General features: G+C 60.9%; 23 protein-coding genes and 3 pseudogenes. 11 read left to right on the top strand and 15 right to left on the bottom strand.

Translation table 11 applies throughout. From position 1 onward, the window contains the following. Positions 1–8: 8 nt before the first annotated feature. The gene (locus ACVWSC_RS09475) at positions 9–287 is read right to left on the bottom strand and encodes a hypothetical protein (RefSeq protein ID WP_442113385.1); all 279 of its coding nucleotides are present in this window, start codon (positions 285–287) and stop codon (positions 9–11) included. A 157-nt stretch (positions 288–444) separates the two neighbouring features. Between ACVWSC_RS09475 and ACVWSC_RS09470 the strand changes: the two genes are divergently transcribed. The 3 genes from ACVWSC_RS09470 to ACVWSC_RS09460 all read left to right on the top strand — a co-directional run bounded on the left by ACVWSC_RS09470 (position 445) and on the right by ACVWSC_RS09460 (position 2,760). Continuing rightward, positions 445–1,485: a patatin-like phospholipase family protein gene (locus ACVWSC_RS09470; RefSeq protein WP_442113384.1), complete on the top strand. Its 1,041-nt coding sequence runs from the start codon at positions 445–447 to the stop codon at positions 1,483–1,485. A gap of 139 nt (positions 1,486–1,624) precedes the next feature. Then, positions 1,625–1,927 carry a transposase gene (locus tag ACVWSC_RS09465; RefSeq protein WP_442107852.1) on the top strand — a complete coding sequence of 101 codons (303 nt, stop codon included), beginning with the start codon at positions 1,625–1,627 and terminating at the stop codon, positions 1,925–1,927. Beyond that, positions 1,924–2,760, top strand: a complete 837-nt coding sequence (locus tag ACVWSC_RS09460; protein WP_442107850.1) for an IS3 family transposase — start codon at positions 1,924–1,926, stop codon at positions 2,758–2,760. The genes ACVWSC_RS09465 and ACVWSC_RS09460 overlap by 4 nt, the downstream gene beginning before the upstream one ends. A gap of 74 nt (positions 2,761–2,834) precedes the next feature. Here ACVWSC_RS09460 and ACVWSC_RS09455 read toward each other — a convergent pair whose 3' ends face one another. The 7 genes from ACVWSC_RS09455 to ACVWSC_RS09425 form a co-directional block, all read right to left on the bottom strand. After that, entirely contained in the window at positions 2,835–3,524 is a 690-nt protein-coding gene (locus ACVWSC_RS09455) for a response regulator (RefSeq protein WP_442113383.1), read from the bottom strand. Then, positions 3,521–6,181, bottom strand: coding sequence for a DUF4118 domain-containing protein (locus tag ACVWSC_RS09450; protein ID WP_442113382.1), 2,661 nt, complete (start codon positions 6,179–6,181; stop codon positions 3,521–3,523). The genes ACVWSC_RS09455 and ACVWSC_RS09450 overlap by 4 nt, the downstream gene beginning before the upstream one ends. Before the next feature lie 9 nt (positions 6,182–6,190). After that, complete coding sequence (kdpC, locus tag ACVWSC_RS09445; protein WP_442113381.1) at positions 6,191–6,751, bottom strand: potassium-transporting ATPase subunit KdpC; 561 nt, start codon at positions 6,749–6,751, stop codon at positions 6,191–6,193. 16 nt (positions 6,752–6,767) lie between these two features. After that, positions 6,768–8,822 carry a potassium-transporting ATPase subunit KdpB gene (gene kdpB, locus ACVWSC_RS09440; protein ID WP_442113380.1) on the bottom strand — a complete coding sequence of 685 codons (2,055 nt, stop codon included), beginning with the start codon at positions 8,820–8,822 and terminating at the stop codon, positions 6,768–6,770. A 10-nt stretch (positions 8,823–8,832) separates the two neighbouring features. Continuing rightward, positions 8,833–10,527, bottom strand: coding sequence for a potassium-transporting ATPase subunit KdpA (gene kdpA / locus ACVWSC_RS09435; RefSeq protein ID WP_442113379.1), 1,695 nt, complete (start codon positions 10,525–10,527; stop codon positions 8,833–8,835). A gap of 8 nt (positions 10,528–10,535) precedes the next feature. Continuing rightward, positions 10,536–10,625 carry a K(+)-transporting ATPase subunit F gene (kdpF, locus tag ACVWSC_RS09430; RefSeq protein ID WP_442113378.1) on the bottom strand — a complete coding sequence of 30 codons (90 nt, stop codon included), beginning with the start codon at positions 10,623–10,625 and terminating at the stop codon, positions 10,536–10,538. A gap of 114 nt (positions 10,626–10,739) precedes the next feature. Then, the gene (locus tag ACVWSC_RS09425; protein WP_442113377.1) at positions 10,740–12,437 is read right to left on the bottom strand and encodes a putative bifunctional diguanylate cyclase/phosphodiesterase; all 1,698 of its coding nucleotides are present in this window, start codon (positions 12,435–12,437) and stop codon (positions 10,740–10,742) included. A gap of 543 nt (positions 12,438–12,980) precedes the next feature. Here ACVWSC_RS09425 and ACVWSC_RS09420 point away from each other — a divergent pair. Next, on the top strand, positions 12,981–14,027 hold the full coding sequence (locus tag ACVWSC_RS09420) for a hypothetical protein (RefSeq protein WP_442113376.1): 1,047 nt from the start codon (positions 12,981–12,983) through the stop codon (positions 14,025–14,027). A gap of 6 nt (positions 14,028–14,033) precedes the next feature. Here the strand turns inward: ACVWSC_RS09420 and ACVWSC_RS09415 are convergent, their stop codons facing one another. After that, positions 14,034–14,480, bottom strand: coding sequence for a PACE efflux transporter (locus ACVWSC_RS09415; protein WP_442113375.1), 447 nt, complete (start codon positions 14,478–14,480; stop codon positions 14,034–14,036). A 124-nt stretch (positions 14,481–14,604) separates the two neighbouring features. On the opposite strand from ACVWSC_RS09415, the gene ACVWSC_RS09410 reads away from it, so the two are divergent. The 3 genes and pseudogenes from ACVWSC_RS09410 to ACVWSC_RS09400 all read left to right on the top strand — a co-directional run bounded on the left by ACVWSC_RS09410 (position 14,605) and on the right by ACVWSC_RS09400 (position 17,571). After that, a complete protein-coding gene (locus ACVWSC_RS09410) occupies positions 14,605–15,510 on the top strand; it encodes a LysR family transcriptional regulator (protein ID WP_442113374.1) in 906 nt (301 codons plus the stop codon). A gap of 174 nt (positions 15,511–15,684) precedes the next feature. Continuing rightward, positions 15,685–16,716 (top strand): annotated as a pseudogene (locus tag ACVWSC_RS09405) (HAMP domain-containing protein); the annotation flags it as partial. 69 nt (positions 16,717–16,785) lie between these two features. After that, positions 16,786–17,571 carry a methyl-accepting chemotaxis protein gene (locus ACVWSC_RS09400; RefSeq protein WP_400172974.1) on the top strand — a complete coding sequence of 262 codons (786 nt, stop codon included), beginning with the start codon at positions 16,786–16,788 and terminating at the stop codon, positions 17,569–17,571. Positions 17,572–17,616: 45 nt separating this feature from the next. Here ACVWSC_RS09400 and ACVWSC_RS09395 read toward each other — a convergent pair whose 3' ends face one another. From ACVWSC_RS09395 to ACVWSC_RS09385, 3 genes are all read right to left on the bottom strand, one after another. After that, positions 17,617–18,681 (bottom strand): YkvI family membrane protein, encoded by a 1,065-nt coding sequence (locus tag ACVWSC_RS09395; RefSeq protein WP_442113373.1) that lies wholly within the window; start codon positions 18,679–18,681, stop codon positions 17,617–17,619. A 73-nt stretch (positions 18,682–18,754) separates the two neighbouring features. After that, positions 18,755–19,132 carry a RidA family protein gene (locus ACVWSC_RS09390; protein WP_442113372.1) on the bottom strand — a complete coding sequence of 126 codons (378 nt, stop codon included), beginning with the start codon at positions 19,130–19,132 and terminating at the stop codon, positions 18,755–18,757. Between the two features lie 20 nt (positions 19,133–19,152). Continuing rightward, a complete protein-coding gene (locus ACVWSC_RS09385) occupies positions 19,153–20,283 on the bottom strand; it encodes an NAD(P)/FAD-dependent oxidoreductase (protein WP_442113371.1) in 1,131 nt (376 codons plus the stop codon). A 125-nt stretch (positions 20,284–20,408) separates the two neighbouring features. Here ACVWSC_RS09385 and ACVWSC_RS09380 point away from each other — a divergent pair, with 125 nt between their 5' ends. Together ACVWSC_RS09380 and ACVWSC_RS09375 are read left to right on the top strand one after the other, a co-directional pair. Then, positions 20,409–21,029, top strand: a complete 621-nt coding sequence (locus tag ACVWSC_RS09380; RefSeq protein WP_442113370.1) for a helix-turn-helix domain-containing protein — start codon at positions 20,409–20,411, stop codon at positions 21,027–21,029. A 162-nt stretch (positions 21,030–21,191) separates the two neighbouring features. Next, the gene (locus ACVWSC_RS09375) at positions 21,192–21,977 is read left to right on the top strand and encodes a sulfite exporter TauE/SafE family protein (protein ID WP_442113369.1); all 786 of its coding nucleotides are present in this window, start codon (positions 21,192–21,194) and stop codon (positions 21,975–21,977) included. Positions 21,978–22,146: 169 nt separating this feature from the next. Here the strand turns inward: ACVWSC_RS09375 and ACVWSC_RS09370 are convergent. The 3 genes and pseudogenes from ACVWSC_RS09370 to ACVWSC_RS09360 form a co-directional block, all read right to left on the bottom strand. Then, a pseudogene (locus ACVWSC_RS09370) lies at positions 22,147–23,097 on the bottom strand (methyl-accepting chemotaxis protein); the annotation flags it as partial. Positions 23,098–23,448: 351 nt separating this feature from the next. Further along, a pseudogene (locus tag ACVWSC_RS09365) lies at positions 23,449–23,712 on the bottom strand (PAS domain-containing protein); the annotation flags it as partial. Further along, a complete protein-coding gene (locus ACVWSC_RS09360) occupies positions 23,709–23,912 on the bottom strand; it encodes a LysR family transcriptional regulator (RefSeq protein ID WP_442113368.1) in 204 nt (67 codons plus the stop codon). The pseudogene ACVWSC_RS09365 and the gene ACVWSC_RS09360, both read right to left, overlap by 4 nt. A gap of 429 nt (positions 23,913–24,341) precedes the next feature. Between ACVWSC_RS09360 and ACVWSC_RS09355 the strand changes: the two genes are divergently transcribed. Next, positions 24,342–24,986 carry a LysE family translocator gene (locus ACVWSC_RS09355; RefSeq protein WP_442113367.1) on the top strand — a complete coding sequence of 215 codons (645 nt, stop codon included), beginning with the start codon at positions 24,342–24,344 and terminating at the stop codon, positions 24,984–24,986. Between the two features lie 298 nt (positions 24,987–25,284). Beyond that, positions 25,285–26,295 carry a tRNA dihydrouridine(20/20a) synthase DusA gene (gene dusA, locus ACVWSC_RS09350; RefSeq protein WP_442113366.1) on the top strand — a complete coding sequence of 337 codons (1,011 nt, stop codon included), beginning with the start codon at positions 25,285–25,287 and terminating at the stop codon, positions 26,293–26,295. Positions 26,296–26,395 lie beyond the last annotated feature (100 nt).

The following is a 26,395-nucleotide window of genomic DNA, read 5'->3' as shown; positions in this document are numbered from 1 at the left end:
CTCCTGTGTCAGCGGCCAGCGCGCGACTCACGAATGTAGAAACGCGCTTTCTCAGCTTTGCTGCTGCATCCTTCAAAGGCTTCGAATTGTTGCTGGGTCTTGGCCCCGGTCAACAACGACAGCGCCTTAGAGTAACTGACTGTACCGGCAAAGCCTTCGGCCTTGGCCAGATCAAGCTCCTTCCAGGCCGCGTCTAGCTGGTTGGCGCAGCTGTCGCGATAGGCTGTCTTGCCAGCACAACCGGTCAGTACCAGAGCAATCAGAGGCAGGCAAATCCAGGCTTTCATCGGTGTTCCCTCAAAAGAAATATTCAACGTGGCGTGTTCGACGACTACAAAGAAGAAAAGTGCCCTGCAAAGCGTAGCGCAGCGCGTATGACGATTGAAGCACAGACACGAATAGGCGCATTGTTAGACCATCGACGCACGGCAAGCGGGAGCCATTATGAGTAAACGCGTGGCATTGGTACTGGGCTCGGGCGGAGCCCGTGGGTATGCGCACATTGGTGTGATCGAAGAACTGGAGCGACGTGGCTATGAGATTTCCTGCATTGCCGGGTGCTCCATGGGCGCAGTCATTGGCGGCATCTATGCCGCGGGCAAGCTTGAGGAGTACCGCAACTGGATCGAGAGCCTCGACTACCTGGATGTGTTGCGCCTGGTGGATGTGAGTTTCCGATTGGGCGCGATCCGCGGCGAAAAAGTCTTCGGGCAGATCCGCAAGATCGTTGGTGACGTGAACATCGAAGAACTGCGCATCCCCTACACGGCCGTGGCGGCCGACCTGACCAACCAACAGGAGATCTGGTTTCAGGAGGGTTGCCTGCACCAGGCCATGCGCGCCTCGGCCGCCATTCCCAGCCTGTTCACCCCGGTAGTGCAAGGCAACCGCATGCTAGTCGATGGCGGCATTCTCAATCCGTTGCCGATCATTCCGGTGGTTTCCAGCCATTGCGACCTGATCATTGCCGTGAACCTCAACTCGACCAACCAGAAGCAGTACCAACTGCCGGTGATCGAACGTCCGGCCGCCTTCAAGCTGCGCTTTGACAACCTGATCAGTTCCTTGGGATCGCACTTGCCGTTCCGGCGTAAACAGGCTGAACAGCTGTTGCGCATCGAGCAGGACCTGCAACCTCAGGCCGCGCACATTCCCAACCCCTGGCTCAGCGATGCCGCCGACCCCGAGGCCCAGCAACCGGCAGCCGCCCCGGAAACCGATGGTGCGCCCAAGTCGGCGGCGGGCTCGTTCATTATCGACAACGTCGGGCCGGCATCACTGCTGGACTTGATCAACCAGAGTTTCGAGGTCATGCAGACCTCGCTGGCGCAGTACAAGATTGCCGGTTACCCGCCGGATATTCTGATCAACGTACCCAAGCGGGTGTGCCGGTTTTTCGAGTTCTACAAAGCGCCGGAACTGATCGCCCTGGGGCGGGAGATTGCGCGCGATACCCTGGAGAACTATGAGGCGGAGCGGCGGTAAACGCACCGGTAGGAGCGGGCTTGCCCCGCGATTGCGGTTTGCCAGCCATATCGCATCGCGGGGCAAGCTGAACTGGCCTAATGATCCTGGACACCTCAATCGGGCGCTATGATGGCGCCCAAACCTGAGGTGTTTGGATATGCGTAATTCTTACTCGAGTGACTTCAAGCTACAGGCGGCCAGCATGGTGCTGGACGAAGGCCAATCAGTTCCACAGGTCTGTGCCAGTTTAGGCATTGGCCCTACAGCGTTGCGTCGTTGGGTCGATCAACTGCGCCAGGAGCGTCAAGGCTTAACCCCTGTGGGTGCCAAGGCAATAACGGCAGACCAGCAGGAAATCCAACGGCTCAAAGCCCTGCTCAAGCAGAAAGACCGGGATATCGAAATCCTAAAAAAGGCCAGCGCTCTCCTGCTTTTGGACGCCAAAGATCACTCGCGTTGATCGATGAGCTGGGTGAGCAATACGGCGTTAATGAGTGTTGTCGGGTGCTTGGGGTCAGCCGCAGCAGTTTCTACTGCTGGCGCCAGCGTAAGGACCGGCGTTACCCCGGACGGGAAAAACTCAAGGCCCAGTTGATCAGACATCATCGTGAGTCGAGAGGGGCGGCAGGTTCGCGCACCTTGGCCAAGATGCTGCAAGCCAGTGGACACCCAGTCGGCCGCTTCAAGGCGCGCCGCCTGATGCAAGAAGCTGGGATCAGCAGCCGTCAACGCAGACGCCACAAATACAAATCTTCAGGCGTTGAAGCCCTGACCGCACCGCACGAGCTCAAACGGCAATTCGATGTGCGGGCGACAAATGAGGTCTGGTGCGGAGATGTAACGTACATCAAGGCTGGTAAGCGCTGGCTGTACTTCGCGGCTGTCTTGGACTTGTTTGCACGGCGGATTGTCGGCTGGTCGTTCTCGATGATCTCGGATGCTGAACTGACCTGCGCGGCCTTACGCATGGCAACCGAGCTGCGCGGACGCCCCAAGGGTGTGCTATTTCACTCTGACCAAGGCTGTCAGTACACCAGCCACAAGTTCAGAAATGAGCTGCGCGAGCATGGGCACCGGCAGAGCATGAGCCGTAAAGGCGAGTGCTGGGACAACGCCCCGATGGAGCGGTTTTTTGGAAGCCTGAAATCTGAGTGGGTACCCGAAGATGGCTACGACTCGGAGCATGAGGCCCGAATGGATGTGCAGCGCTTTATCACCCGCTACAACACCACTAGGCCTCACAGCTACAACGGATACCGGTCGCCGGTCGAGGCAGAGAAGCTGGCGGCGTAAACCTTAACGGGTGTCCAGGATTACTTGACCAGTTCAAGCCCGCTCCCACCGAGGCCGTTCCCACCGTCCCGTGATCATGGGCCTACCAGGCGATACCCCACCCCTGGTTCGGTCACGATAAAACGCGGCGCCGTCGGGTCATCACCCAACTTCTGTCGGACATGGGCGACAACAATGCGCAAGTAGTGGGTGTCATCGACATGGGTCGGCCCCCAGATGTCCTTGAGCAGTTGCTGCTGGGTAATCACCCGCCCAGGATGACTGGCCAACTGGGCCAACAGTGCGTACTCCTTACGGGTCAGCGCCACTTCGACACCGTCTAGCGTGACTTTGCGAAACGCCAGGTCAACCGTCAACGGCCCGAAGCTCGGCGCAACTTCCTCTGCCGTGGCCTGCGGCGCCTGACGCAACAACGCCCGCACCCGGGCGAGGAATTCCTGAATTCCGAAGGGTTTGGTCACGTAGTCATTGGCACCGTTATCCAGCGCTTCGACTTTCTGGATTTCGCTGGCACGCACCGACAACACCAGCACCGGCACCGTGCTCCACTCGCGCAGTTCGCGCAGCACCTGCTGCCCGTCCATGTCGGGTAAACCCAGATCGAGCACCACCAGGTCAGGTTTGGCCAGTGCCGCCTGAGTCAGGCCTTCGCCACCGGTGGCCGCCTCCAGCACCTTGTAACCCTGGGAGCTCAGGCTGATGCGCAGGAACTTGCGGATCTGTGGTTCATCATCGATAACCAGCAGGGTTGCGATCTGGCTCATGGGGCTTCGCTTTCGGGCTCGGGTTGGGTCGGGAGCGGCAAGCATAGTGTGATGCAGGTGCCGTGACCATCGATACCCTCGCCCACCTGAATATGCCCGCCGTGGGCACCGATCATGCCCTGGCAGATCGCCAGGCCAAGGCCTGTGCCCTGCCCGCCGCGATCACCGCGCGCGGCGGTGTAGAACATGTCGAAGATCTTCTCGCGGTCGGCCGGGGGAATACCCGGGCCTTCATCACTGACGGCGAAGCGCAAGTATTCAGCGTCTGCCGTGACCTGCAACTGCAAGCGCCCGTTGGCCGGTGAAAAACGCGCAGCGTTCTCCAACACATTGACCAGCGCCTGTTCGATCAAGGCGGCATGCACAAACAGCAACGGCAAGTCGTCCGGCACCTGGGTGGTGACCTGCAGCGGGGCCAGAAGCACCCGCAGGCGGTTGAGCGCGCTGCCGACGATGTCGGTGGGCGCTACCCAGTCACGTGCCAGCTTCAAGCCGCCATGCCCCAGACGGGTCATGTCGAGCAGGTTCTGAATATAGCGATCCAGGCGCTCGGCCTCGTTGCGTGTGCCTTCGAGCAACTCCTGGCGATCGGCCTGAGGGATCGCCTCACCCAACGCCAGCAGGCTGTCGATACTGCCGCGCATGGCGGTCAAAGGGGTGCGCAAGTCGTGGGACACCGACGCCAGCAAGGCACTGCGCAACTGTTCGGTTTCACCGTGCAGGCGCGCGGCTTCCAGTTGCTCGGCCAGACGCGCCCGCGCCAATGCCTGGGCCAAGGGTTGGCTCAGCGCCTTGAGCAGGCGCCGCCGTTGCGCGGTGAGGCTCTGGCCCTGGCGTGGACGCACGCCGAGCAGCGCCAGCGGCTGTTCTTCCACCGATAACGGCCACCACCACCAGCGGCCATTGGGCAAGGTGTCACTGCCCAGACCTGCCGCCTGACCGTGCTGCCAGGCCCAGTCAGCGGCCGCGCGTTCGTTGTCGTTGAACTGCACGGTGGCGGCACTGGCAACTTGCAGACGGCCTTCCACATCCCGCTCCAGCAAGCACACCTGCAAATCGTTCCAGCCATCGAGGTGCTGGCCGGCGGCGGTGAACACCGCCTGACGGTCTGTAGCGGCGGTCAGCTTGCGCGTCAGTTCCAGCAGTTGATTGGTTTGCCCCTGGGTTTCGCGCAGGGCCTGCAACTGCCGGCGCTGGCGGGCGGCCAGGTTGCCGGTGAGCCCGGCCATCAGCAGAAAGAACAGTGAAGTCAGCACGTCCTCTTCACGCTGGATACTGAACGAGAAGTTCGGCGGAATGAACAGAAAGTCGTAAGCCAGAAACGACATCGCCGCACAGGCCAGGGCCGGGCCCAGGCTGCTGCGCACGGCAACCAGCAACACCGCCGCAAGAAACACCAGCGAGATGTTGGGCAGTGGCAGCACCGCCGAAACGCCCCAGGCAATGCCCGTCGCCAGCACGGTTGCGACCAGTGCCAGCAGGTAGTGGCGCCAGACCCAGACTTTCTTCACCGCCGCACTCGGCGGCTCGGGGCGCTCGTCCCGGTCCAGCACGTTGACTTCCAGGCCATGGGCCTCACGCAACAAACGCGTGGCCACCCCGGCGCCGAACAAGCGGCGGCGCAGGCGATCACGCGACTGGCCGACCAGCACCAGGTTGGCGCGGCGCTCCAGGGCATGCTGGATGAGTGTTTTCGCCACTTCACCGGCCCGCAGCAACACCACTTCCCCGCCCAGGCGCTCGGCCAGTTGCTGGGCCGCCTGCAAACGCTGGCGGGCGGTTTCGTCGCGCAGCTTGCCGTTGTCGACATGCACCAGGCTCCAGGGCAGGTGACGACGCTGCGCCACCCGGCTGGCATGGCGCACCAGGCGCTCGGCCTGGGCATCGCCATCAACCCCCACCAGCAGGCGGCCACGCAATGACGGCGCATCCTGGCCTAACTGACGGTAACCATGGGCAAGGTCGGCATCGACCTGCGCCGCTGCCGTCTGCATGGCCAGCTCACGCAGGGCAGTGAGGTTGGTCTGGCTGAAGAAGGCATCGATGGCTGCCCTCGCCTGTTCGGGTACGTAGACCTTACCTTCGCGCAAACGCTCGAGCAGCTCGCGTGGCGGCAAGTCGATCAGTACCAGCTCGAAGGCTTCTTGCAGTACCCAGTCGGGCAAGGTTTCACGCACTTGCACACCGGTGATGCCGCGCACCTGATCATTGAGGCTTTCCAGGTGCTGGACGTTGACCGTGGTGTAGACGTCGATTCCCGCCGCCAATAGCTCCTGAACATCCTGCCAGCGCTTGGTATGGCGACTGCCTGGCGCGTTGCTGTGCGCCAGTTCATCGACCAGCGCCAGCTGTGGCGAGGCCTTGAGCAGGCCATCGAGGTCCATTTCCTCAAGTTGCACACCGCGGTACTGGGTACGCACCAGCGGGTGTTGTGGCAGGCCGGCGAGCAACGACTCGGTTTCAGCCCGGCCATGGGTTTCGACCACCGCCGCCAGCACCTGCACGCCCTGACGCAACTGCGCATGGGCAGCCTGGAGCATGGCGTAGGTCTTGCCTACGCCCGGTGCAGCACCGAGGAACACCTTGAGCCTGCCGCGCCCTGCGCGCGGCAGCCCGGCCAACAGCGCGTCGGCGCGTTCGGAATTGCTTTCGCTCACTGCATGTCCTTACTTCAAGGCCGGGGCCAGCCGTTCAAGGGCGGCGTTCAAGGTCAGTACATTGACCACCGGCGGGCCAATCAATGGCTGCAGGGTGGACTGCTCGACCAGGGCTTGCAAGGCCTGCGTATCGAGTTGCCGCGCCGCGGCAACACGCGGTAACTGATAGGCGATGGCAGCAGGTGACAGGTGCGGGTCCAGGCCACTGCCCGAGGTGGTCAGCAGGTCCAGTGGGATCGGGCCCTGCGCCGGGCTGTACTGCTGCGCGGCGCTGTCATTGATGCGCTGGGCCAGGGCCGGATTGCTCGGTGCCAGGTTGCTGGCACCGCTGGCCACGGTGGCGTAGTCGGCTGCTGATGGCCGTGAGTGGAACCAGGCATCGCCGCTGAACGCCTGGGCGATCAGCAGCGATCCGCGCACCTGGCCTTGATCATCGCGCAGCAGACTGCCGTTGGCTTGCTCCGGGAACGCCACTTGCGCCACTCCGGTGACCACCAGCGGGTAAGCCACGCCGGTGATCAGGGTCATCAGCATGATCAGGCTCACGGCCGGACGAAGGTACATTGTCATGTTCATCTCCTTGGCATCAAACCAGGTGCAAAGCGCTAAGCAGCATGTCGATCAATTTGATCCCGGCAAACGGTACGATCAGCCCACCCAGGCCATAGATCAGCAGGTTGCGCCGCAACAGATGCGCGGCACTCGCGGCCTGTACCCGTACCCCACGCAAGGCCAGCGGTATCAACACGACGATGATCAGCGCGTTGAAGACGATGGCCGACAGAATCGCGCTCTGCGGGCTATTCAATTGCATGAGATTGAGCACGCCCAACTGCGGGTAAATGGCGGCGAACAGCGCCGGCAGGATGGCGAAGTACTTGGCCACGTCGTTGGCAATCGAGAACGTGGTCAAGGCGCCGCGGGTCACCAACAGTTCCTTGCCGACCTGAACCACATCCAGCAGTTTGGTCGGGTCGCTGTCCAGGTCCACCATGTTGGCGGCCTCACGCGCGGCCTGGGTACCGTCGTTCATGGCCATGCCGACATCGGCCTGGGCCAGCGCTGGCGCGTCGTTAGCGCCGTCACCGCACATGGCCACCAGGCGGCCATCGTTCTGCTCCTGACGAATGCGTGCGAGTTTCTTCTCTGGCGTGGCTTCGGCCAGCACATCGTCAACACCGGCTTCGGCAGCGATGGCGGCGGCGGTCAACGGGTTGTCACCGGTCACCATCACCGTGCGAATACCCAGCTTGCGCAGCTCGGCAAAGCGCTCGCGAATACCGGGCTTGACCACGTCCTTGAGGTGAATCACGCCCAGCAGGCGTTTATCCGCACACACCAACAACGGCGTGCCGCCACTCTGGGCAATCTTGTCCACTTCGCGGGCCAGCGAGGCTGGCATTTCCAGACGCTGCATGCCGACAAACGCCAGTACCGAATCCACCGCGCCCTTGCGCAGTTGACGCTGCTGGTAGTCAACGCCAGACAAGCGCGTCTCGGCGCTGAACGGCACCGGCGTCAGTTGCTCGGCACGCGGCTCGGCGAAGTCGTGCAACTGGCGCAGGTACTCGACAATCGACTTGCCCTCGGCGGTGTCATCGGCCAGCGAGGCCAGCAACGCGCCCTCCCCCAGTTCCTTGCTGGTCACCCCTGGTGCGGCATGCAAAGCACTGCAGCGGCGGTTGCCGAAGGTGATGGTGCCGGTCTTGTCGAGCATCAGCACATGCACATCACCGGCGGCTTCCACGGCGCGACCAGAGCGGGCGATGACATTCAGCCGTACCAGGCGATCCATACCGGCGATGCCGATGGCCGAGAGCAGACCGCCGATGGTGGTGGGGATCAAGGTCACCAACAGCGCCACCAGGAACACCAGCGGGATACTGCCGCCAGCAAAGTGGGCGAACGGCTGCAAGGTCACCACAACCACCAGGAAGATCATGGTCAGGCCGATCAGCAGGATGTCCAGGGCGATCTCATTGGGCGTCTTCTGGCGCTTGGCGCCCTCGACCAGGGCGATCATGCGGTCCAGGGTCGACTCGCCCGGGTTGCTGGTAATACGGATCAGCAACCAGTCGGACACCAGGCGTGTATTGCCGGTCACCGCTGAACGGTCACCGCCAGACTCGCGGATCACCGGTGCCGATTCGCCGGTGATTGCAGACTCGTTGACTGCCGCAATCCCTTCGAGCACTTCACCGTCACCGGGGATCATCTCGCCGGCAACCACTTTGACCACATCGTCCTTGCGCAGGCTGGTGGCAGGCACCGTCTCGAAACTGCCCGAGGCGTTACGACGCCGCGCGTTCAGCCCCTGGCTACCGGCCTTGAGGCTGTCGGCACGGGCCTTGCCGCGGCCTTCGGCCAGGGCTTCGGCAAAGTTGGCGAACAGCACGGTGAACCACAACCACAGAGCGATCTGCACCGCCACGGTCACCGGCACAGCACTGTCAGGTATCAGGCACAGCACGGTGGTGAAGATCGCCGTCAGTTCCACCACCAGCATCACCGGCGAGCGTTTCAACTGACGCGGGTCAAGCTTGATAAACGCCTGCAGCAACGCTGGGCGCCACAGGGCGGCAAAGCTAGTGCGAGCCACTGCAGCCGGGGCCGCTTTCACTTCAGGAATCGGCATGTTCATGATTCGCTCCTCAGAAACCCAGGCTCAAGTGTTCAGTGATCGGGCCAAGGGCCAGGGCCGGCAAGAACGTCAGGCCACCGATCAACAGGATGGTTACCACCAGCAAGGTGGCGAACAGCGGGCCGTGAGTCGGAAAGCTGTTCGCACCGATGGGCGCGGTCTTCTTCAGCGCCAGGCTGCCCGCCAGGGCCAGCACCGGCAGGATGTAACCGAAGCGGCCGATCAACATGCCCAGGCCCAACATCAGGTTGTGGAAGGTGGTGTTGGCGCCGAAGCCGGCAAACGCCGAACCATTGTTGGCACTGGCCGAGGTGTAGGCGTACAGCACCTGGCTGAAGCCGTGGGCACCCGGGTTGGTCACTGACGCTGCCGGGCCGGGCAGGCTCGCCGCCAGGGCGCCAAGCACCAGCACACCCACCGGCATCACCAGCAAGGTTGCCACCAGCAGTTGTACTTCCCGCGCCTGAAGCTTTTTGCCCAGGTATTCCGGGGTGCGGCCAATCATCAAACCCGCCAGGAACACGGCAATCAGCACGTTGAGCAACATGCCGTAAAGCCCGGCGCCAACGCCGCCGAAGATCACCTCGCCGACCATCATGTTGACCAGCGCGACCATGCTGCTGATGGGGTTGAGGCTGTCATGCATGTTGTTGACCGAGCCGTTCGAGGCTGCGGTGGTGGTCACCGTCCAGAGCACACTGGCAGTGGTGCCGAGGCGGTTTTCCTTGCCTTCCAGCGGTGCGCTCTGCTCCACCTGAGGGTTGTTCAAGCTCGGGTTGGCCTGGTACTCCGAATACAGTGCAGTACCGCCACCGATCAGGAACAGTGCCAACATGCAGGCGATGATCGCCCGGCTCTGGCGCAGGTCCTTGACGTAGTGACCGAAGGTGAACACCAGCGCCGCCGAGATCAGAATGATCGAGGCCATTTCGAACAGATTGCTCCAGGCCGTTGGGTTCTCGAACGGGTGCGCCGAGTTGACACCAAAGAAGCCACCGCCATTGGTGCCCAATTGTTTGATGGCAATCTGGCTGGCCGCCGGGCCGAGCGGGATGGTTTGCTCAGTGCCCTGCAAGGTCAAGGCCTGGACGTAATGACTGAAGGTTTGCGGCACGCCCTGCCAGACCAGAAACAAGGCCAGCAGCAGGCACAGCGGCAACAAGCCATAGAGGGTGGCACGGGTCATGTCGACCCAGAAATTCCCCAGGGTACTGGCCGAACGCCGGGCAATGCCGCGACACAGCGCAACCAACACCGCCAGGCCGGTGGCGGCACTGACGAAGTTCTGCACAGTCAGGCCGATCATCTGGCTCAGGTAGCTGACCGATGCTTCACCGCTGTAGGCCTGCCAGTTGGTGTTGGTGACGAAACTCACCGCCGTGTTGAATGCCAACGACCACTCCTGCCCCGGCAGCTTCTGCGGGTTGAGTGGCAGGTAGCCCTGCAACAGCAGAACCGAGAACACCAGCACGAAGCCCGCGAGGTTGAAAGCCAACAAGGCCAGGGCATATTGCTTCCAGCTGTGCTCGGTTTCAGCATTGACCCCGGAGAGCTTGTAGCAGCCACGCTCCACTGGCCCCAAAACGGGTGACAGCCAGGTGCGCTGGCCTTCCATGACCTTGTAATAAAAACGCCCCAGCCAGGGTGCCGGGAGCAATACCAGCGCGAAGAACGCCAGCAACAACGCGTAATCGTAACTGTGCATGGCTGCTCCTAACCCCGGTCTGCGCGCAGCAGCGCGACCATCAGGTAGATCATCAACGCCACTGCCAACAGCAGTGACACCCCGTCCACAATGCTCATCGAAACTCTCCGTCCTTACGGCACTTGCCGCTGACGGTCATTGTCGGTAGAGCACCTGTAAAGGTGCGAGATCAGGAGGCCAGCCCGGCCATAAAGATTACGTAAAAATGCCGCTCAGCCTCCTTTAAGTGCTGCCCATTGCGGCGGTTGAATGTACTCGGCAACCCAGCCGATCACCGCCTGCGGCGGCATCGGCCGGGCGATGCCGTAGCCTTGGGCCACATCGCAGCCCAGGCCCATCAGTACCAGACCGTGCTCGACCGTTTCCACACCCTCGGCAATCACCTGGCGGCCGAAGGCGGTGGCCAGGCTGATCACCGCCTGGGTCAGGGCCAGGTCATCCAGGTCATGGAGGATGTCGCGCACGAACGACTTGTCGATTTTGATCGTGCGTGTGCGCAAGCGCTTGAGATAACTCAAGGACGAGTAGCCCGTACCGAAATCATCCAGCGAGAATTGCACGCCCAGTTGCTGACACGCTTCCAGGCACTGGCTGACCCGCTGGATATTTTCGATCGCCACCGACTCGACAATTTCCAGGTCGAGCATCTGTGCAGGTACGGCCGCATGGCGTGCCAGCAAACGCTCTAGACGCTCGACAAAATCGCCACGGTGGAAATGCCGGGCAGCAATGTTCACGCTCACCGGCCAGACATGCCCGGCCTCCTGCCAGCGCTGCATCTGCGCCAGCGCCTGATCGATCACCCATTCGCCGATGTCGACAATCAAGTCGGTCTGTTCCACCAGCGGCAAAAATTCGCCCGGCGTCACCAGGCCTTTGAGTGGGTGCCGCCAACGCAGCAGGGCTTCAAAACCGAGGATCTTGCCGCTGCGCATGTTGACCTTGGGCTGGTAATGCAGGCACAGCTCACCCTTGTTCAGGGCCTGACGCACCCGCGCCACGGTCTGGTGGGTGGCCTTGACCTCACGGTCCAGCGACACATCGAACAAGTGATAGCGATTGCGCCCACGCTGTTTGGCCACGTACAAGGCCTGATCGGCATGGCGGACCAGGGTGTCGGCGTCTTCATTGTCGAGGGGGAATAAGGTCACCCCGATACTGGCGCTGACACTGACCTCACGCTCGCGAATCAGGTACGGCGCAGCGATCGCCCGCAGCACCCGGTCCAGCGCCAGTTGCAACTGGGCAGGGTCTGGCACATCGCGCAAAATCAGCACGAACTCGTCGCCAGAGAGACGGGCCACGGCGTCACCGCCGCGCAAAATACCCTTGAGCCGAGTGGCCACTTCCACCAGCAGCAAGTCGCCGCAGGCATGGCCGTAGCCGTCGTTGACCGCCTTGAAGCCATCCAGATCAAGCATGCACACGGCCAAGGCTTTGCCTTCTCGCCGCGAGAACTCCAACGCCTGATTGAGCAGGTCGGACAGGTAGGCGCGATTAGGCAGGCCGGTAAGTACGTCATGCCCTACCCGCCACTGCAAGGTATGCAGGAGCTGGCGCTTCTCCGTTACATCGAAGCGAATCGACACGTACTTGCGCACCCGGCCACTGGCCGGATCGATCAGCGGCACCATGGTGCTGTCGACCCAATACAGCGAACCGTCCTTGGCACGGTTGCAGATCTCGCCTTTCCAGACCTTGCCAGCCATCAGGGCCCGCCACATGCCCTGGAAAAACGCCGGCTCGTGCAGGCCGGAATTGAGAATACGGTGGTTGGCGCCCAGCAGCTCATCGCGGCTGTAGCCGGAAATGCTGCAGAACTGTTCGTTGACGTAAGTGATCCGACCACTGAGGTCGGTTTCAGAAAAGATCGCCGCCGCATCAACGGCTGCGCGGTAGTTGTCGTCCATGAAAGCCTCGTCCCTGGAAAGTCAGCGCGTGAAACGCTCGACCAGGGCACACAGCCCACTAGAAAGTGTTCTCGTATCGCTACACGGGTAGCGGCGCAAAATTGCAGGAATACGCGATTGGCCTTCGGCGAACCGTGGTTCGGCTGAGGCAACCGGCAGGTACAGACACACGTTAACACTCCCTTTACCGCGGCCTGAGGAATGAGCGGCAAGGTGTCAGACCCTGCGCGACGCGGTGTAATAAAACAGTCAAATAACCCTACAAATTACATCACATTTTTGTAACCAGCGGTGACGGTTTTTCTTCTACCAAATGGCTATTGATTCACATAACCAATTGTTTTTCATTGATTTTAAGCTGATCAAACGGTCAGGCATGAAAACATCGGACGTCGATATCCCTTTATCAGGCAAGGTCGAAGCCGGCGCCATCGAGCCTCGGTCTTATTACCTTCTGATGCATCCTGCCGCCCCCTCGCAACTATACTGAAATCATCGAGGTACCCATCCTGGCAAACATCCCATCGCAAGGGGGTAGCGCTGGTGACCCCTTGTTCCCCTCTGCTGCTGGTGTTCATTGTGCTGCTTGCCGTGGGCGGTTGCGCCTCGCGCCAGCCAGCAGTCGAGCCACCGCCGGTGCAACTGAGCCCCGCCACCTGGGAGCAGATCGACCGGGAAATCATCGATGCTTCGCTGGCCAACACCAGCTCGGTCAATGACTACGCGCGGCGCTCCATGCGTGTTTGGAAAGACCGCGTACAGCAATTTACCGAAAGCGATTTCATCCCCTGGTTCACCGGTTACTGGACCCAGCAATGGCTGACCATGAAAGTGGCCTGGTACAAGATGAACAGCGGTGAGGGCAAAGATCCTCCGGAAAAGCGTCTGGCCTTGTACCTGCAGGAACAGTATCACCAACGCGTGCTCGATCAGGTGGCCAAGGAGATCGACCCCGAAGGCATTCGTGTGCGCGCCATGGAGCTGTACCTGCAGTTACTGGGCCAGCAAGTGCAACAGATCGCCCAGCGCTACCGGGCCCCACCCGAGCAGCTCAATCTGCGCCTGACGCGCATCCAGGCCATCAACCTCGGGCCGCCTGCAGCACGCAATGCCTCGCTGTATCAACTGCTGTTCAGTAAGCCCCTGAACCAGCAGTCAGGCTATGCGGCGCTACTCGCGCAAATGCACAGTGCCGTGCGCGCCGGCACCCAGCGCTCAGACGTCGGCCTGTCATCGGTGGCGCAACAGGCCAGTGAAAAACTCGGGGCAACCCTGGCACCGCGCGGTATCGCCAGTGCCGTGGCCAGCGCAGTGGGCCGTGTCGCCGGGGCGTTGATCTCGGTGGCGGCGACCGGTTACGGCGTCATCACGCACAACCAGGAACAACCGCAAATGGTCGAGCAGTTGCGGGTGATCCTCAATGTGGCCCTCAATGAGGAATGGCGTGAGCTGATGGAAAACCGCAAGACCGGCGCCATGGCCGGGGTGTACTACCTGTCCGGCGAAATCGAAGAGAACCTGCTCGGCGCCCGGCAACTGCAACAGGAGCCCGAGCGCGGCTCGTTACGCATCGTGCTGCCGGCCCAGTAGCCCGCTTCAGGCTGCCACGGGTTTGTCCTCCAGCACCTGTGCCGAAGTCGGCAGGCCAAACAGGCGATCGAACAGCCAGTTGTAGAAGAAGGTGTAGCAAGGGATCAGGATGATAAAGGCCAGGTCCACCAGGAAGGCTTCGACCAGGCTCATGTCCAGCCACCAGGCAATCAACGGAATCAGGTACACCACCAGGGTCAGCTGGAAGCCAATGGCATGCACCACACGCCGGGTGACACTGCGCCCGCGCGTGGCCTGGCGGCTTTCCCAGCGCTCGAACAAGATGTTGTAGATAAAGTTCCAGGCCATCGCGATGGTGGTGATCATCACCGCCAGCGGCCCTGTATGGCTGGGCGCCGTGTCTGACAGGTAGGCCAACCCCAGGGTCGACAGACACAGGCCAATAGCTTCGTAGGCGGTCACATAGACCAGTTTGCGTTTTACACCTTGCACCGTAGTACCTCAATTGCATCTACAAACGCCACCCATTCAGGCGGCAGCGGTGCGCATGATTGCATCAGTGTTATTGACAGAAAAAGTCAGCAGCTATCAACTTAACTGAAAGGAGATAGCCGATTTGAATTTTTCCAGCGATAACATCCAACTGTTTCTCGCCGTGCTTGATCACGGTTCGTTCTCGGCCGCCGCCCGCGCCCTGGGGCGCGTACCCTCGGCGGTGAGCATGGCCGTCGGGCACCTTGAGGCCGAGTTGGGTTACAGCCTGTTCGAACGTACCCACCGCGAAACCCGGCCCAGCGCGCAGGCCCTGGCCCTGGCGCCGCATGCACGCATGATTGCCGCGCAACTGGGGCAGTTGCAGGTACATGCCCTGGAGTTATCGCAAGGGCTGGAAAGCACCTTGGCCATCAGTGTGGTACCGGACATCGATCACCAGCCGCTGCTGGCGGCAATCAAGGCCCTCAGCGAGCGTTATCCGTTGCTGGAGGTCGAGGTCCTGAGCGCCCCTCAGGAAGAAGCCCTGCACCTGCTGCACAGTGGCCGGGTCAATCTGTGCCTGGCCTTCGCCGGGTTAACCGTCAACCCGCAGCAACGCTTCCAGAACATCGGCATGGAGTCGCTGGTGGCGACCATTTCGCCGCAGCACCCTGCCCTGCAGCGCCAACCGCGGCAGATCGCCAGCCTCGAAGACCTGGTCAATGTCCGGCAAATTCTGGTGGCCAATCGTGACCTGCCGATCACCGACACCCGCGCGCTGATCGGCAAAGCGCATTGGCGCACCGACAGCCTGAGCATGGCCGTGGACATGGTTGAAGCGGGCCTGGGCTGGGGCGATTTTCCGTTGTCACAGGTTGCACCGCTGCTGGAGGCCGGACGTTTACTGCGCCTGGATTTCAACAACACCCGTAACGAGCTGCAATTGCCGGTGCATGCGTTCTGGCGACACAATCAACCGTTACAGAAGGCGGCTCAGGAATTGGTCCGGCAGTTGGAGCGGGCTTGCCCCGCGATGCGGTGTGTCTAACAGAACGCGATCGCGGGGCAAGCCCGCTCCTACCGGTGCAAAAAAACCTGTCACGGCCTGCGGCAATTTGCCTTTCAATTTTTCCCAGCCCAGGCCGATAGCGGTGTGGATAGGTACGAGCACTCGCCAAAAGCACCGCTCGGCACTCCTCCTTACTGGCCAAGGTCTCGGAACATGAACCTGAAATTTCGCCACAAGATCCTGCTGTCCGCCTGCGGCGTCGTGGTTCTGGCATTTGCTTTGTTCACCCTCTACAACGATTACCTGCAACGCAACAGCATCCGACAGAACATCGAGTCGTCGGTCAGACAGGCCGGCGCGCAAACCGCCAGCAGTGTGCAGAACTGGATGAGCGGACGCATTCTGGTGTTGGAGAACCTGGCCCAGAACGTCGCCCATCAGGGCGCCAACGCCGATTTTGCCGGGTTGGTCGACCAGCCGGCCTTCACCCGCAACTTCCAGTTCACCTACGTCGGACAGGCCAACGGTGTGTTCACCCAGCGCCCGGACGCGAAAATGCCTGATGGCTACGACCCGCGCCAACGCCCGTGGTACAGCGCCGCCGTCTCCGCCAATAAGACCATGCTGACCCCGCCCTACATGGCGGCAGTCGGTGGCCTGGTGGTGACCATTGCCATGCCGGTGAAGAGCAACGCCAACGGCGAGCTGCTCGGCGTTGTCGGTGGTGACCTGAGCCTGGCGACCCTGGTCGAGATCATCAACGCGGTGGACTTCGGCGGTATCGGCCATGCCTTCCTGGTAGACGGCAACGGCCAGGTGATCGTCAGCCCGGACAAAGACCATGTCATGAAAAACCTCAAGGACATCTACCCAGGCAGCACCGTGCAAGTGGCACCGGGCATTCATGACGTGACCCTGGGCGGCAAAGAGCGAATCATCTCGTTCGCCCCGGTCAGTGGCCTGCCTTCGGCGGACTGGTACATCGGCCTGTCCATCGACAAAGACAAAGCCTACGCGCCTATCAGCAAGTTCCGCACTTCGGCCATTATCGCCATGCTCATTGCCGTGGCCGCCATCGCCGGCCTGCTGAGCCTGCTGATCCCTGTGCTGATGCGCCCGCTGACCACCATGGGCCGTGCCATGCAAGACATCGCTCAAGGCGAAGGCGACCTGACCCGCCGCCTGACAGTCGAGAACAAGGACGAGTTCGGCGAATTGGCCGCGGCCTTCAACCAGTTTGTCGAGCGTATTCACGCCTCGATTGCCGAAGTTTCCTCCGCCACCCGCCAGGTGCATGACTTGTCGGAACGGGTGATGAGCGCCTCCAACGCCTCGATCATCGGCTCCGAAGAGCAAAGCATGCGCACCAATAGCGTGGCCGCCGCGATCAACGAGCTGGGCGCCGCCACCCAGGAAATCGCCCGCAACGCCGCCGATGCTTCGCAGCACGCCAGCGGCGCCAGCGAACAGGCCAACGATGGCCGTCAGGTGGTGGAAGAAACCATCTCGGCGATGACCTCGCTGTCGCAGAAAATCAGTGAGTCGTGCGAGCAGATCGAAACGCTCAATGCCAGCACCGACGACATCGGGCAGATTCTCGATGTGATCAAAGGCATCTCCCAGCAAACCAACCTGCTGGCCCTCAACGCCGCCATCGAAGCCGCTCGTGCCGGTGAAGCCGGACGCGGTTTTGCCGTGGTGGCCGACGAAGTGCGCAACCTGGCACACCGTACCCAGGAGTCGGCCGAAGAGATCCACAAGATGATCACCACCCTGCAGGTCGGTTCACGTGAAGCGGTGCACAACATGAACGCCAGCCAGGTATCGAGCGAAGAGAGCGTGATGGTCGCCAACCAGGCCGGTGAGCGCCTGAGCAGCGTGACCCAGCGTATCGGTGAGATCGACGGCATGAACCAGTCGGTGGCTGCGGCCACTGAAGAGCAGACCGCCGTGGTCGAGAGCCTCAATCTGGACATCACCCAGATCAACGTGTTGAACCAGCAAGGGGTGGCCAACCTCAATGACACCCTGCGTCATTGCGACGCGTTGGCCCAGCAGGCCGGGCGTTTGAAGCAGTTGGTCGACAGCTTCAAAATCTGAGTCAACGCCGGGTGCGGGCCCTCTGCCCGCGCCCGGCGTTTTGCCTCAGGCCACCACCGCGCGCTTGATTCTGCCCATGCGCAGCCAGCCGACCAGCACCGCCAGCATGACCACAAAACCCAAGTAACCGAACAGCGGATAAACCTGGCCGACCAGGCTGATAAAGCCAATCAGGCTACAGACAAACGCCGCCACGCCTGCCACAACAGAGCCGACACGGAAACTACGGGTGCCCGCCGGTAACAGCCGCGCCAGAAACGAATAGAGCATGCCCACGGCCGTGTTAACGATCATGCCGAAGATAATCACGCACATGATCACGCCCAGCGCGGGGGAAATTTCACTGGCAATCGACAGCATCGGCATCGGCAAATCGGCCACCGAATCCAGACGCGAAAGCAACCCGGCGCTCATCACCAGCATCAAGCCACCCAAGCCTGCACCACCCAGAATGCCGCCCCAGATCGCGGTTTTCTCCAGGCGTGCGGAACCACCCAGGATCGCCAACATCGGCGCGCCGGCCACCACGTTGTACGACACATACAACAAGGCCCCCAGCAGCCAGTGACTGGCACCCGCCTCCTGCTGACTGGCGATTTGGTCCAAAGCGCTAAAGCTCAAATCACGGGTGAACACCGCGTACATCGCAATGGCAACCGCAGCGAGGATCAGGAACGGCGTAACCGCGCCGATCAGCATGATGACCTTCTGCACATCCAGGCACACCACTGCCACCACCAGCACGGTAACCAGAACGCTACCGGTCAGCGCTGGGATGCCGAACTGCTGTTCGAGCAAGGCACCGCCGCCCGCGAGCATCACCACCGTGACACCGAACATGAAGAAGGTGATCAACAGGTCGACGAACACCCCCAGGTAGCGCCCACATATGGCGTACACCACATCTTTGTGCGACGCCGCCTGCAAGCGATTGCCGAGTCCGGCCAGGGCCATGCCGAGAAAAGTGAACAGCGCTGCGCTGACCAGTGTGCCGAGTAGCCCCCAGAGGCCGAAGTTGACGAAAAACAGCAGCAGCTCCCGCCCTGAGGCAAAACCTGCACCGACGATCACGCCAATAAAGGCGCCTGCAATTTTCAGCTGTTCTTTCATCTCGAACCCTCTGGCATCTATGGCCCTGGTCGGACCTTGTTGTTTTTACCCAGCACCACGCAAGCAGGCGGACTCAGTCGTGACCGATCCAGGCCTGTACTTCGATCTCCACATCCACGCCCAGGGCAAGCCCGGCGCTCACCGTTGAACGCACCGGATAGCCTTCGGCAAAGAAGGTTTTGTAGACCTCGTTGAAACCGGCGAAATGCGCCATGTCCGACAGCCACACGGTGGCCTTGACCACCTGGCCGAAGCCGACGCCGCATTCGGCCAGGGTTTCGCCAATGCGCTCCAGGGTGGCCTGGGTCTGGGTCTGGATGTCGCCACGCACCACTTCGCCGCTGGCAGTCATCGGCACCTGGCCGGAAAGGAACACAAAGCCGCCGACCTTGATCGCCTTGGAGAACGGAAACGGCAGATGGCTGGGAACACGCTGGAGGGTCGAGCTCATGGAAAGGTCCTCTTGGGTTATCAACGAAAACGCGCCGGTGACAAGCGCTGCGGCTCGACACCCTGGCGGTGCAAGGAAGCGGGAAGCGCCTGATCGAGCAGGAGCGCACAAGCCAGTTGCGACACCCCGGCCGCCGACTGGATGCCGTAACCGCCCTGCGCGGCCAGCCAGAAAAACGCCGGGTTTTGCGGGTCGCGGCCAATCACCAGATCGCCGTCGGCGACAAAGGAACGCAGCCCGGCCCAGGTATGGCTGGGGCGGCGGATCGTCAGCGTGGTCAGCGCTTCGATGTTGTAGATACCGATGGCTACGTCGAGCTCTTCCGGCATTACATCCTGCGGTTCAACTGGATCGGCGTTGGCCGGCGAGCCAAGCAGCTGGCCCGCGTCGGGTTTGAAATAGAAACTTTCATCCACGCCGATAACCGCAGGCCACTGGGCAAACGCCTGTTCTTGCGGCCCTTCGAAGGTAAACGCACTGCGCCGGCACGGCTGCAGGCCAACCGGCTGCACGCCGCAGAGCCTGGCGACCTGATCGGCCCAGGCACCGGCAGCGTTAATCAATTGCCGTGCCTGCAGCACGCTGCCATCGGCCAGGTGCAGGTGCCAGAGGCCGTCGGCAAAGCAGCCTTCCACCAGCTCGGCATTGCAGCGCAACTCACCGCCAGCCTGACGAAAGCCGCGTAAAAAACCTTGATGCAACGCATGCACATCCAGGTCCATCGCGCCCGGCTCATGGTAGGCACCGGCAATCGCCTCGCCGCGCAGGCTCGGCACCATCGCCACGGCGGCCTCAGGGTCGAGCAAGTGGACTTCGGTGCCATTGGCCAGGTTCTGCGCGTAACTGCTGGCCAGCAGTTCCTGTTGCTCAAGGTTGGCGACATACAGGCAGCCGCGTGGCTCAAGCAGGCGATGCTCGCAGAAGCCGGTCGGCGGCGATTCATAGAATTCGCGGCTGGCGCGGGTCAACGCCTGAATCTGCTCGGTGCCATAGGCCTCCATGAACATCGCCGCCGAACGCCCGGTGGAGTGGTAACCGGGTTGCGCTTCGCGCTCAAGCAGCAGCACCCGTTGCTGGTCAGCCAGCCGGTAGCCCAGGGACGCACCTGCGATGCCGGCGCCAATGATCACGCTGTCGAAAATCTGCGTCATAACCTTGCCAATGCCTGAAGGGGAATTAAAATTATCACTTATGAGAATTCTAATATATGAGAATTTAGAAATACGCAAGCGCCCACGGTAAGATGCGCCTCCGTAATGCCTGACCGAGACCCTTGATGAGTGACCGCTCCCCTGCTGCCGACCGCCCTGGTACGCATGCCCCGATCGACCGCAGTGAAGTCGGCGCGCGTTTGCGCACGGTGCGCAAAAGTCAGCAACTGACCCTCAAGCAATTGTCGGAACGCTCCGGGGTGCCGGTGTCGACCTTGTCGAAAATGGAACTGGCGCAGGTTTCGGTGAGCTACGAAAAGCTGGCGGCGGCGGCGCGGGCGCTGAATGTAGACATCGCCCAGTTGTTTCGAACTTCGGAGATGAGTGAGGCACCAGCGTCGACCACCGTGGTGGTGCATCCATTGCCCAAGGGCCCCGGATACAGCACCGGCACCTACGAATACCAGTTGATTGCCGGGGAGTTTCCCGAGCGTCTGATGACGCCGATGTACGCCCGCATCATTGCCCGTGAGCGTCAGCAGTTCGATGAATTCATCCGCCACCCCGGGCAGGAATTTGCCCTGGTGCTCAGCGGTCGTGTACGTATCGTGTTCGAGACGGGTGAATCAGTGAGTATCGGCGAGCAGGAAACCGCGTACTTCAACAGCAACGTCGGGCATATCTACCTGTCGGAGAGTGAAGACGGCAGCGATGCTCAGGTGATGGTGGTGATGACCGACCGGTAGGAGCGGGCTTGCCCCGCGAGACGGTGTGTCTGATAGAGCGCTATCGCGGGGCAAGCCCGCTCCTACAGTTATAACCTAATAACGAACTAGTCTATTTCGCTATAAAAAAACCTTTATGCTGGCTGCCATCCGATCACGGGCACGTTGGGCGTTAGGTAGATTATGGATGTAGGTTCTTTCGGCTTTACCATTGCGGGCCTTATCGTAGGTTTCATCGTCGGGATGACCGGCGTCGGCGGCGGTTCTCTGATGACACCGATCCTGCTGTGGTTCGGCATCAGCCCGGCCACTGCCGTGGGTACTGACCTGTTGTACGCCGCCATTACCAAAGCCAGCGGCGTCTGGGTGCACAGCAAGCAGAAGAACATCGACTGGAAAATCACTGGTTGGCTGACCCTGGGCAGCGTCCCGGCCGCCGGCGCGACCCTGTGGTTCCTCAGCACTCTGGATGCCGACACCCAGGCCGCCAACGCCGTGATCAAACAAGGCCTGGCCGTGGTGCTGGTGCTCACCGCCCTGGCCATTTTGTTCAAAAGCAAACTGCAGGCCTTCGCCAGCAAACACGCAGGTGATCGCTATCACCTGAGCGGCACCAGCCTCAACGCACTGACGGTGGTCACCGGCATCATCCTCGGCGTCATGGTCTCGCTGACCTCCATTGGTGCTGGCGCGCTGGGTACTGTGGCGCTGTTCCTGCTCTACCCGTTCCTGATTACCCGCCGCCTGATCGGCACCGAGATCGCTCACGCCGTGCCACTCACCCTGGTCGCGGGCCTGGGCCACGCCAGCATGGGTAACATGGACTGGTCGCTGCTGGGCTACTTGCTGCTAGGCTCACTGCCGGGCATCTACCTGGGCAGTCACTTGACCGGGCGTATTTCCGACAGCGTCCTGCGCCCGTGCCTGGCAGGGATGTTGTTGATGATCGGTTACAAGCTGGCATTCTGACTCAGAGGCTCTGTTGACGTCCCTGCCCTCCCAACTGATCTTCCTCCCAGGCGCCTCCGGTAATACCGAATTCTGGCGCCCGGCAACCCGGCAACTCGCCCATCGCGCGCAGCAATCGCACATCGGTTGGCCAGGCTGATCGACAGCCATTTCGCGTTATCCACGCAGCCTAGCGATTGAACCGGTCCACCAGCGCATACATCTCGTGCGCGGTATGTTCCAGCTCCAACCCCAGCGTGGCCGAACTGGCAGCAATGTCGACATTCTGCTCCGACACCTGAGCGATGGTGGTGATTTGTCGGCTGATGTCTTCGGCCACATGGGCCTGCTGCTCGGAGGCTGCGGCCATTTGCTCGGTCATCTGGTGGATTCGCTCCACCGCGACGCCAATACCGTCGAGCGCAGTTTGCGTAGCGATCACCTGCTCCACCCCGGTGTGGGCTTCATCACTGCCTTGGCGGGCAATCTCCACAGCCTGATTGGCCGCGCCGTGCAGCGACTGAATGATGCCTTGAATGGTTTCAGTCGATTCCTGAGTCTTGAATGCCAGTGCCCGCACCTCATCGGCAACCACGGCAAAACCACGCCCCTGCTCCCCGGCTCGCGCGGCTTCGATCGCGGCGTTGAGCGCCAGCAGGTTGGTCTGGTCGGCGATCTGCCGAATCATGTTCGAGGCAATCTGAATCGATTGGGTTTCGTCCGCGAAATGCTCCACCGACTGGCTGATCTGATTGACCGTGCGCTGCAGCGTCTCGATCACCAGGCGGGTCTTGCCCGCTTCCTCGGAGCCCACCTGGGTCAGCTGGTTGACGTCGTCGGCCTCGCGGGCGGTATCGTGAATATGGGTAGACACCTCGGCAATCGACGCCGCCATCTGCGTCATGGCGGTGGCGGCCATATCCGTTTCGTCACGCTGACGCTGCAGCGACACTTCCGACGCTTGCGCCAGCTTGCCACTTTCGCCGGCCATGCTCTCGGTCTGGCTGGCATAGTCACCGGAGCGGCTCAGTGCCGTGCGCAACTTGGCCTGCTCGCTGATCAGCGTCATCATCAACTGTGCAAGCGGGCCCTGCTCGTCGGTGTAAGTACGGGCAATCAACTCGCTGTCGAAGCTGTCTGGCGTTACTCGCCTGGCCTGGGCAAAGCGCTGTTGCAGACGCCACTGCGCCGCCACCTGCATACCGATAAAACCGCACGCCACCACCGCACTGGCCGCCCAGCTGTCCAGGAAGATCACTGCGGCCACCGCAGGAATACCCAGGGCAAGCGGCGCCAGCCCGTGCTCGATCACAGCGTTGAGCCGCCGTCTGAAATCCCAGCTGCGCTTGCCGGTGCGCATGCGTTCATACAAGGCCGAGGCACGCTCGATATCGGCGCGCTGCGGCTTGACCCGAACCGACTCGTACCCCACCACCACGTTGCCTTCCAGCACCGGCGTGACATAGGCACTGACCCAGTAGTGATCGCCATTGCGGCAACGGTTCTTGACGATCCCCATCCAGCTTTTGCCCGCCTTCAAGTACGACCACATATGGGCGAAGACCGCTTCAGGCATATCAGGGTGGCGCACGATGTTGTGCGCACTGCCCAGCAACGCTTCACGGCTGTAGCCACTGACTGCCACAAATTCGTCATTGCAGTAGGTCAGATTGCCCTGCAAGTCGGTGGCTGATATCAGCCGCTGCTCATTCTGGAAGATGACTTCCTGCTGGGTGACCGGCAGATTGGTTCTCATAATCGGGTATCCGTTTGTACTTTGATCAGATCAGCTGTGATTAGCCCTTCCATTTCGCGAATGATCTTGGTCACGGCCGGTTGGGTCAGGTTCAGCGCTTGGGCAGCGCCCACCAGCGAACCACTGCACAGGGACCGGTCGAAAACCACCAATTGATAGAGTTTGAGCTTGCGGGCAACGGAAACCACGGTTGACTTCATGGGTAACACCTGGGAACCATCGAGCACCCACCACCCTTGATCGATGTGCACTCGAAATACGGACGAATCCTTATTTTTTATTAACGTTCACACCAAAACATAATCGCAAAGGTGGAAAGTTATTCATTCCCTTTAGATCAATATAAGACTCAAACAAAAGACAAAAATTGATGCAGATCATCAATTCACAGCTGCTGAAAAGGCGCTGAAGATTGTCAATTGAACAAGGACTTCGAAGGCTAACCCTCCGACAACAGCTGAATTGGCCCGCAAAACGCCCTTCGTCGTTAAAGCACACCCCCCTTCGCAAAACCTGGGCCACCCACCCGTCCCTCAAGCATGCCCATGAGTCCCTCTCCCTGTGTATTATGGTAGATCGCTCATGCCAAAGCGCTGCGGACCTAGGTATTTCAGAAATTTGAGGTAGCGATGTTAGACATTACCAACCTGTGGCTTTTTATTTTGTCTGTTTTTCTTCTGTCTATTACTCCCGGCCCAGACATGGCCTATGTCGTTGGCCAAAGCGTAGCCAACGGCCGCCGCGCCGGTGTAATTTCGGCCGCTGGCGTAGCGTTGGGAAGCTGTACACATGCGGTGGCCAGCGTGGTGGGACTGACCGCATTGATTGCTGCGTCACCCCTTATGTTTTCAGTGGTGAAGTATGCCGGGGCGTTGTACCTTATGTACTTAGGTTTGAAGATGATTCTTGGCACTTTTAGCAAAACAAGTGCTGCGACTCCCGACCAACCAAAAATCAAAAACAATGCACACTTAAAAGATCTGCTTTCGAAAGGCTTTATTACCACGCTTACCAACCCAAAAGTTCTGTTGTTTTTTGTCTCGTTCTTCCCTCAATTTGTGACGCCCAATGGAGCACATCAAACAGAATCATTTCTGATTCTGGGCCTTACCTATGCATTGGTAGCTTTCCTGACTGACTCAATGTTCGCGTTGTTAGCAGGGAGCGCAGCTGGCAAAGTGTCGCAAAATAGATCATTGCAGAATTTGATGGATCGGGTGGTTGGCAGCACATTTATTGCGCTCGGCGTTCGACTGGCTCTGAGTCGGCGTTAAGCCTGGCTTGGCTCATCTCGATCGTGCCAAGCTCGGACAACTCGGCTTCCCGTCCTTTCGCCCGGGCTTGGACAGCCTGCTTGCAGGCGAATGTCTGGCACTCTTGGTAGACTATGGCACCTTTGTTTTTAAGACGGACCTGGACGGTGTAACTGACCGTTCCGTCGGCCTTTTTCGTGCTCTGATCATTGCCATGGATTGCGGTGGTACACATGAGGTTAGCGGTGGTAGATCGTACCGCCGAGGCACAAAAACGCCCGAAAACACCCGAAAATGGCACTAATACGCGTACGTAAAAATGTCCTTAGAATCCGCTGCAACCCCAGTAAACCCAAGGCCTGAGCCGTCTCGCCGCTTCTCCGTTGCGCCGATGATGGACTGGACAGACCGCCATTGCCGCTTCTTCCTGCGCCTGCTGTCGAGCAACGCCCTGCTCTACACCGAAATGGTCACCACCGGCGCCCTGCTGCATGGCGATGCCGAACGTTTTCTGCGCCACCACGAAGCCGAGCATCCCCTGGCCTTGCAACTGGGTGGCAGTGTTCCGGCCGATCTCGCCGCCTGCGCCAAGCTGGCGCAGGACGCTGGCTACGATGAGGTGAACCTCAACGTCGGCTGCCCGAGCGACCGGGTGCAGAACAATATGATTGGCGCCTGTCTGATGGCGCATCCGGCGCTGGTGGGCGATTGCGTCAAGGCGATGCAGGATGCGGTGCAGATTCCGGTGACGGTCAAGCATCGCATCGGTATCAATGGCCGTGACAGCTATGCCGAGTTGTGCGACTTCGTCGGGCAGGTGCGTGATGCCGGGTGCCGCAGTTTCACTGTGCATGCGCGCATTGCCATTCTTGAAGGCCTGTCGCCGAAGGAAAACCGCGAGATTCCGCCGCTGCGTTACGAGGTCGCCGCGCAGTTGAAAGCGGACTTCCCAGACCTGGAGATCGTCCTCAACGGCGGCATCAAGACCCTGGCCGAATGTCAGGCGCACCTGCAGACCTTCGACGGGGTGATGCTGGGGCGCGAGGCGTACCACAATCCTTACTTGCTGGCCGAGGTCGATCAGCAGTTGTTCGGTAGCCAGGCAGCGGTGATCAGCCGCAGCGAAGCACTGGCCAAACTGCGTCCCTACATTGCCCAGCATCTGGCCAGCGGCGGCGCCATGCACCATGTGACCCGGCATATTCTCGGCCTCGCCCAGGGCTTCCCGGGGGCGCGCAAGTTCCGTCAGTTACTGTCGGTGGATATCCACAAGAGCAACGACCCGCTGGCCCTGCTCGATCAGGCCGGCGAGCTGCTGCAAGGTCGCTAGCGTCGGAACCTGTGCACGATTGGACACTCGAAGGGTTATCCCTTCACCCGCATGCCAGCCAGCCCTTGAGCGGCTGGCAGCGCTCGGGTAATGTCAAGCC

The organism is Pseudomonas sp. NUPR-002 (assembly GCF_056322725.1).
Note: the sequence above shows the minus strand (reverse complement) of the source record. Positions and strands in the feature narration are given on the sequence as shown.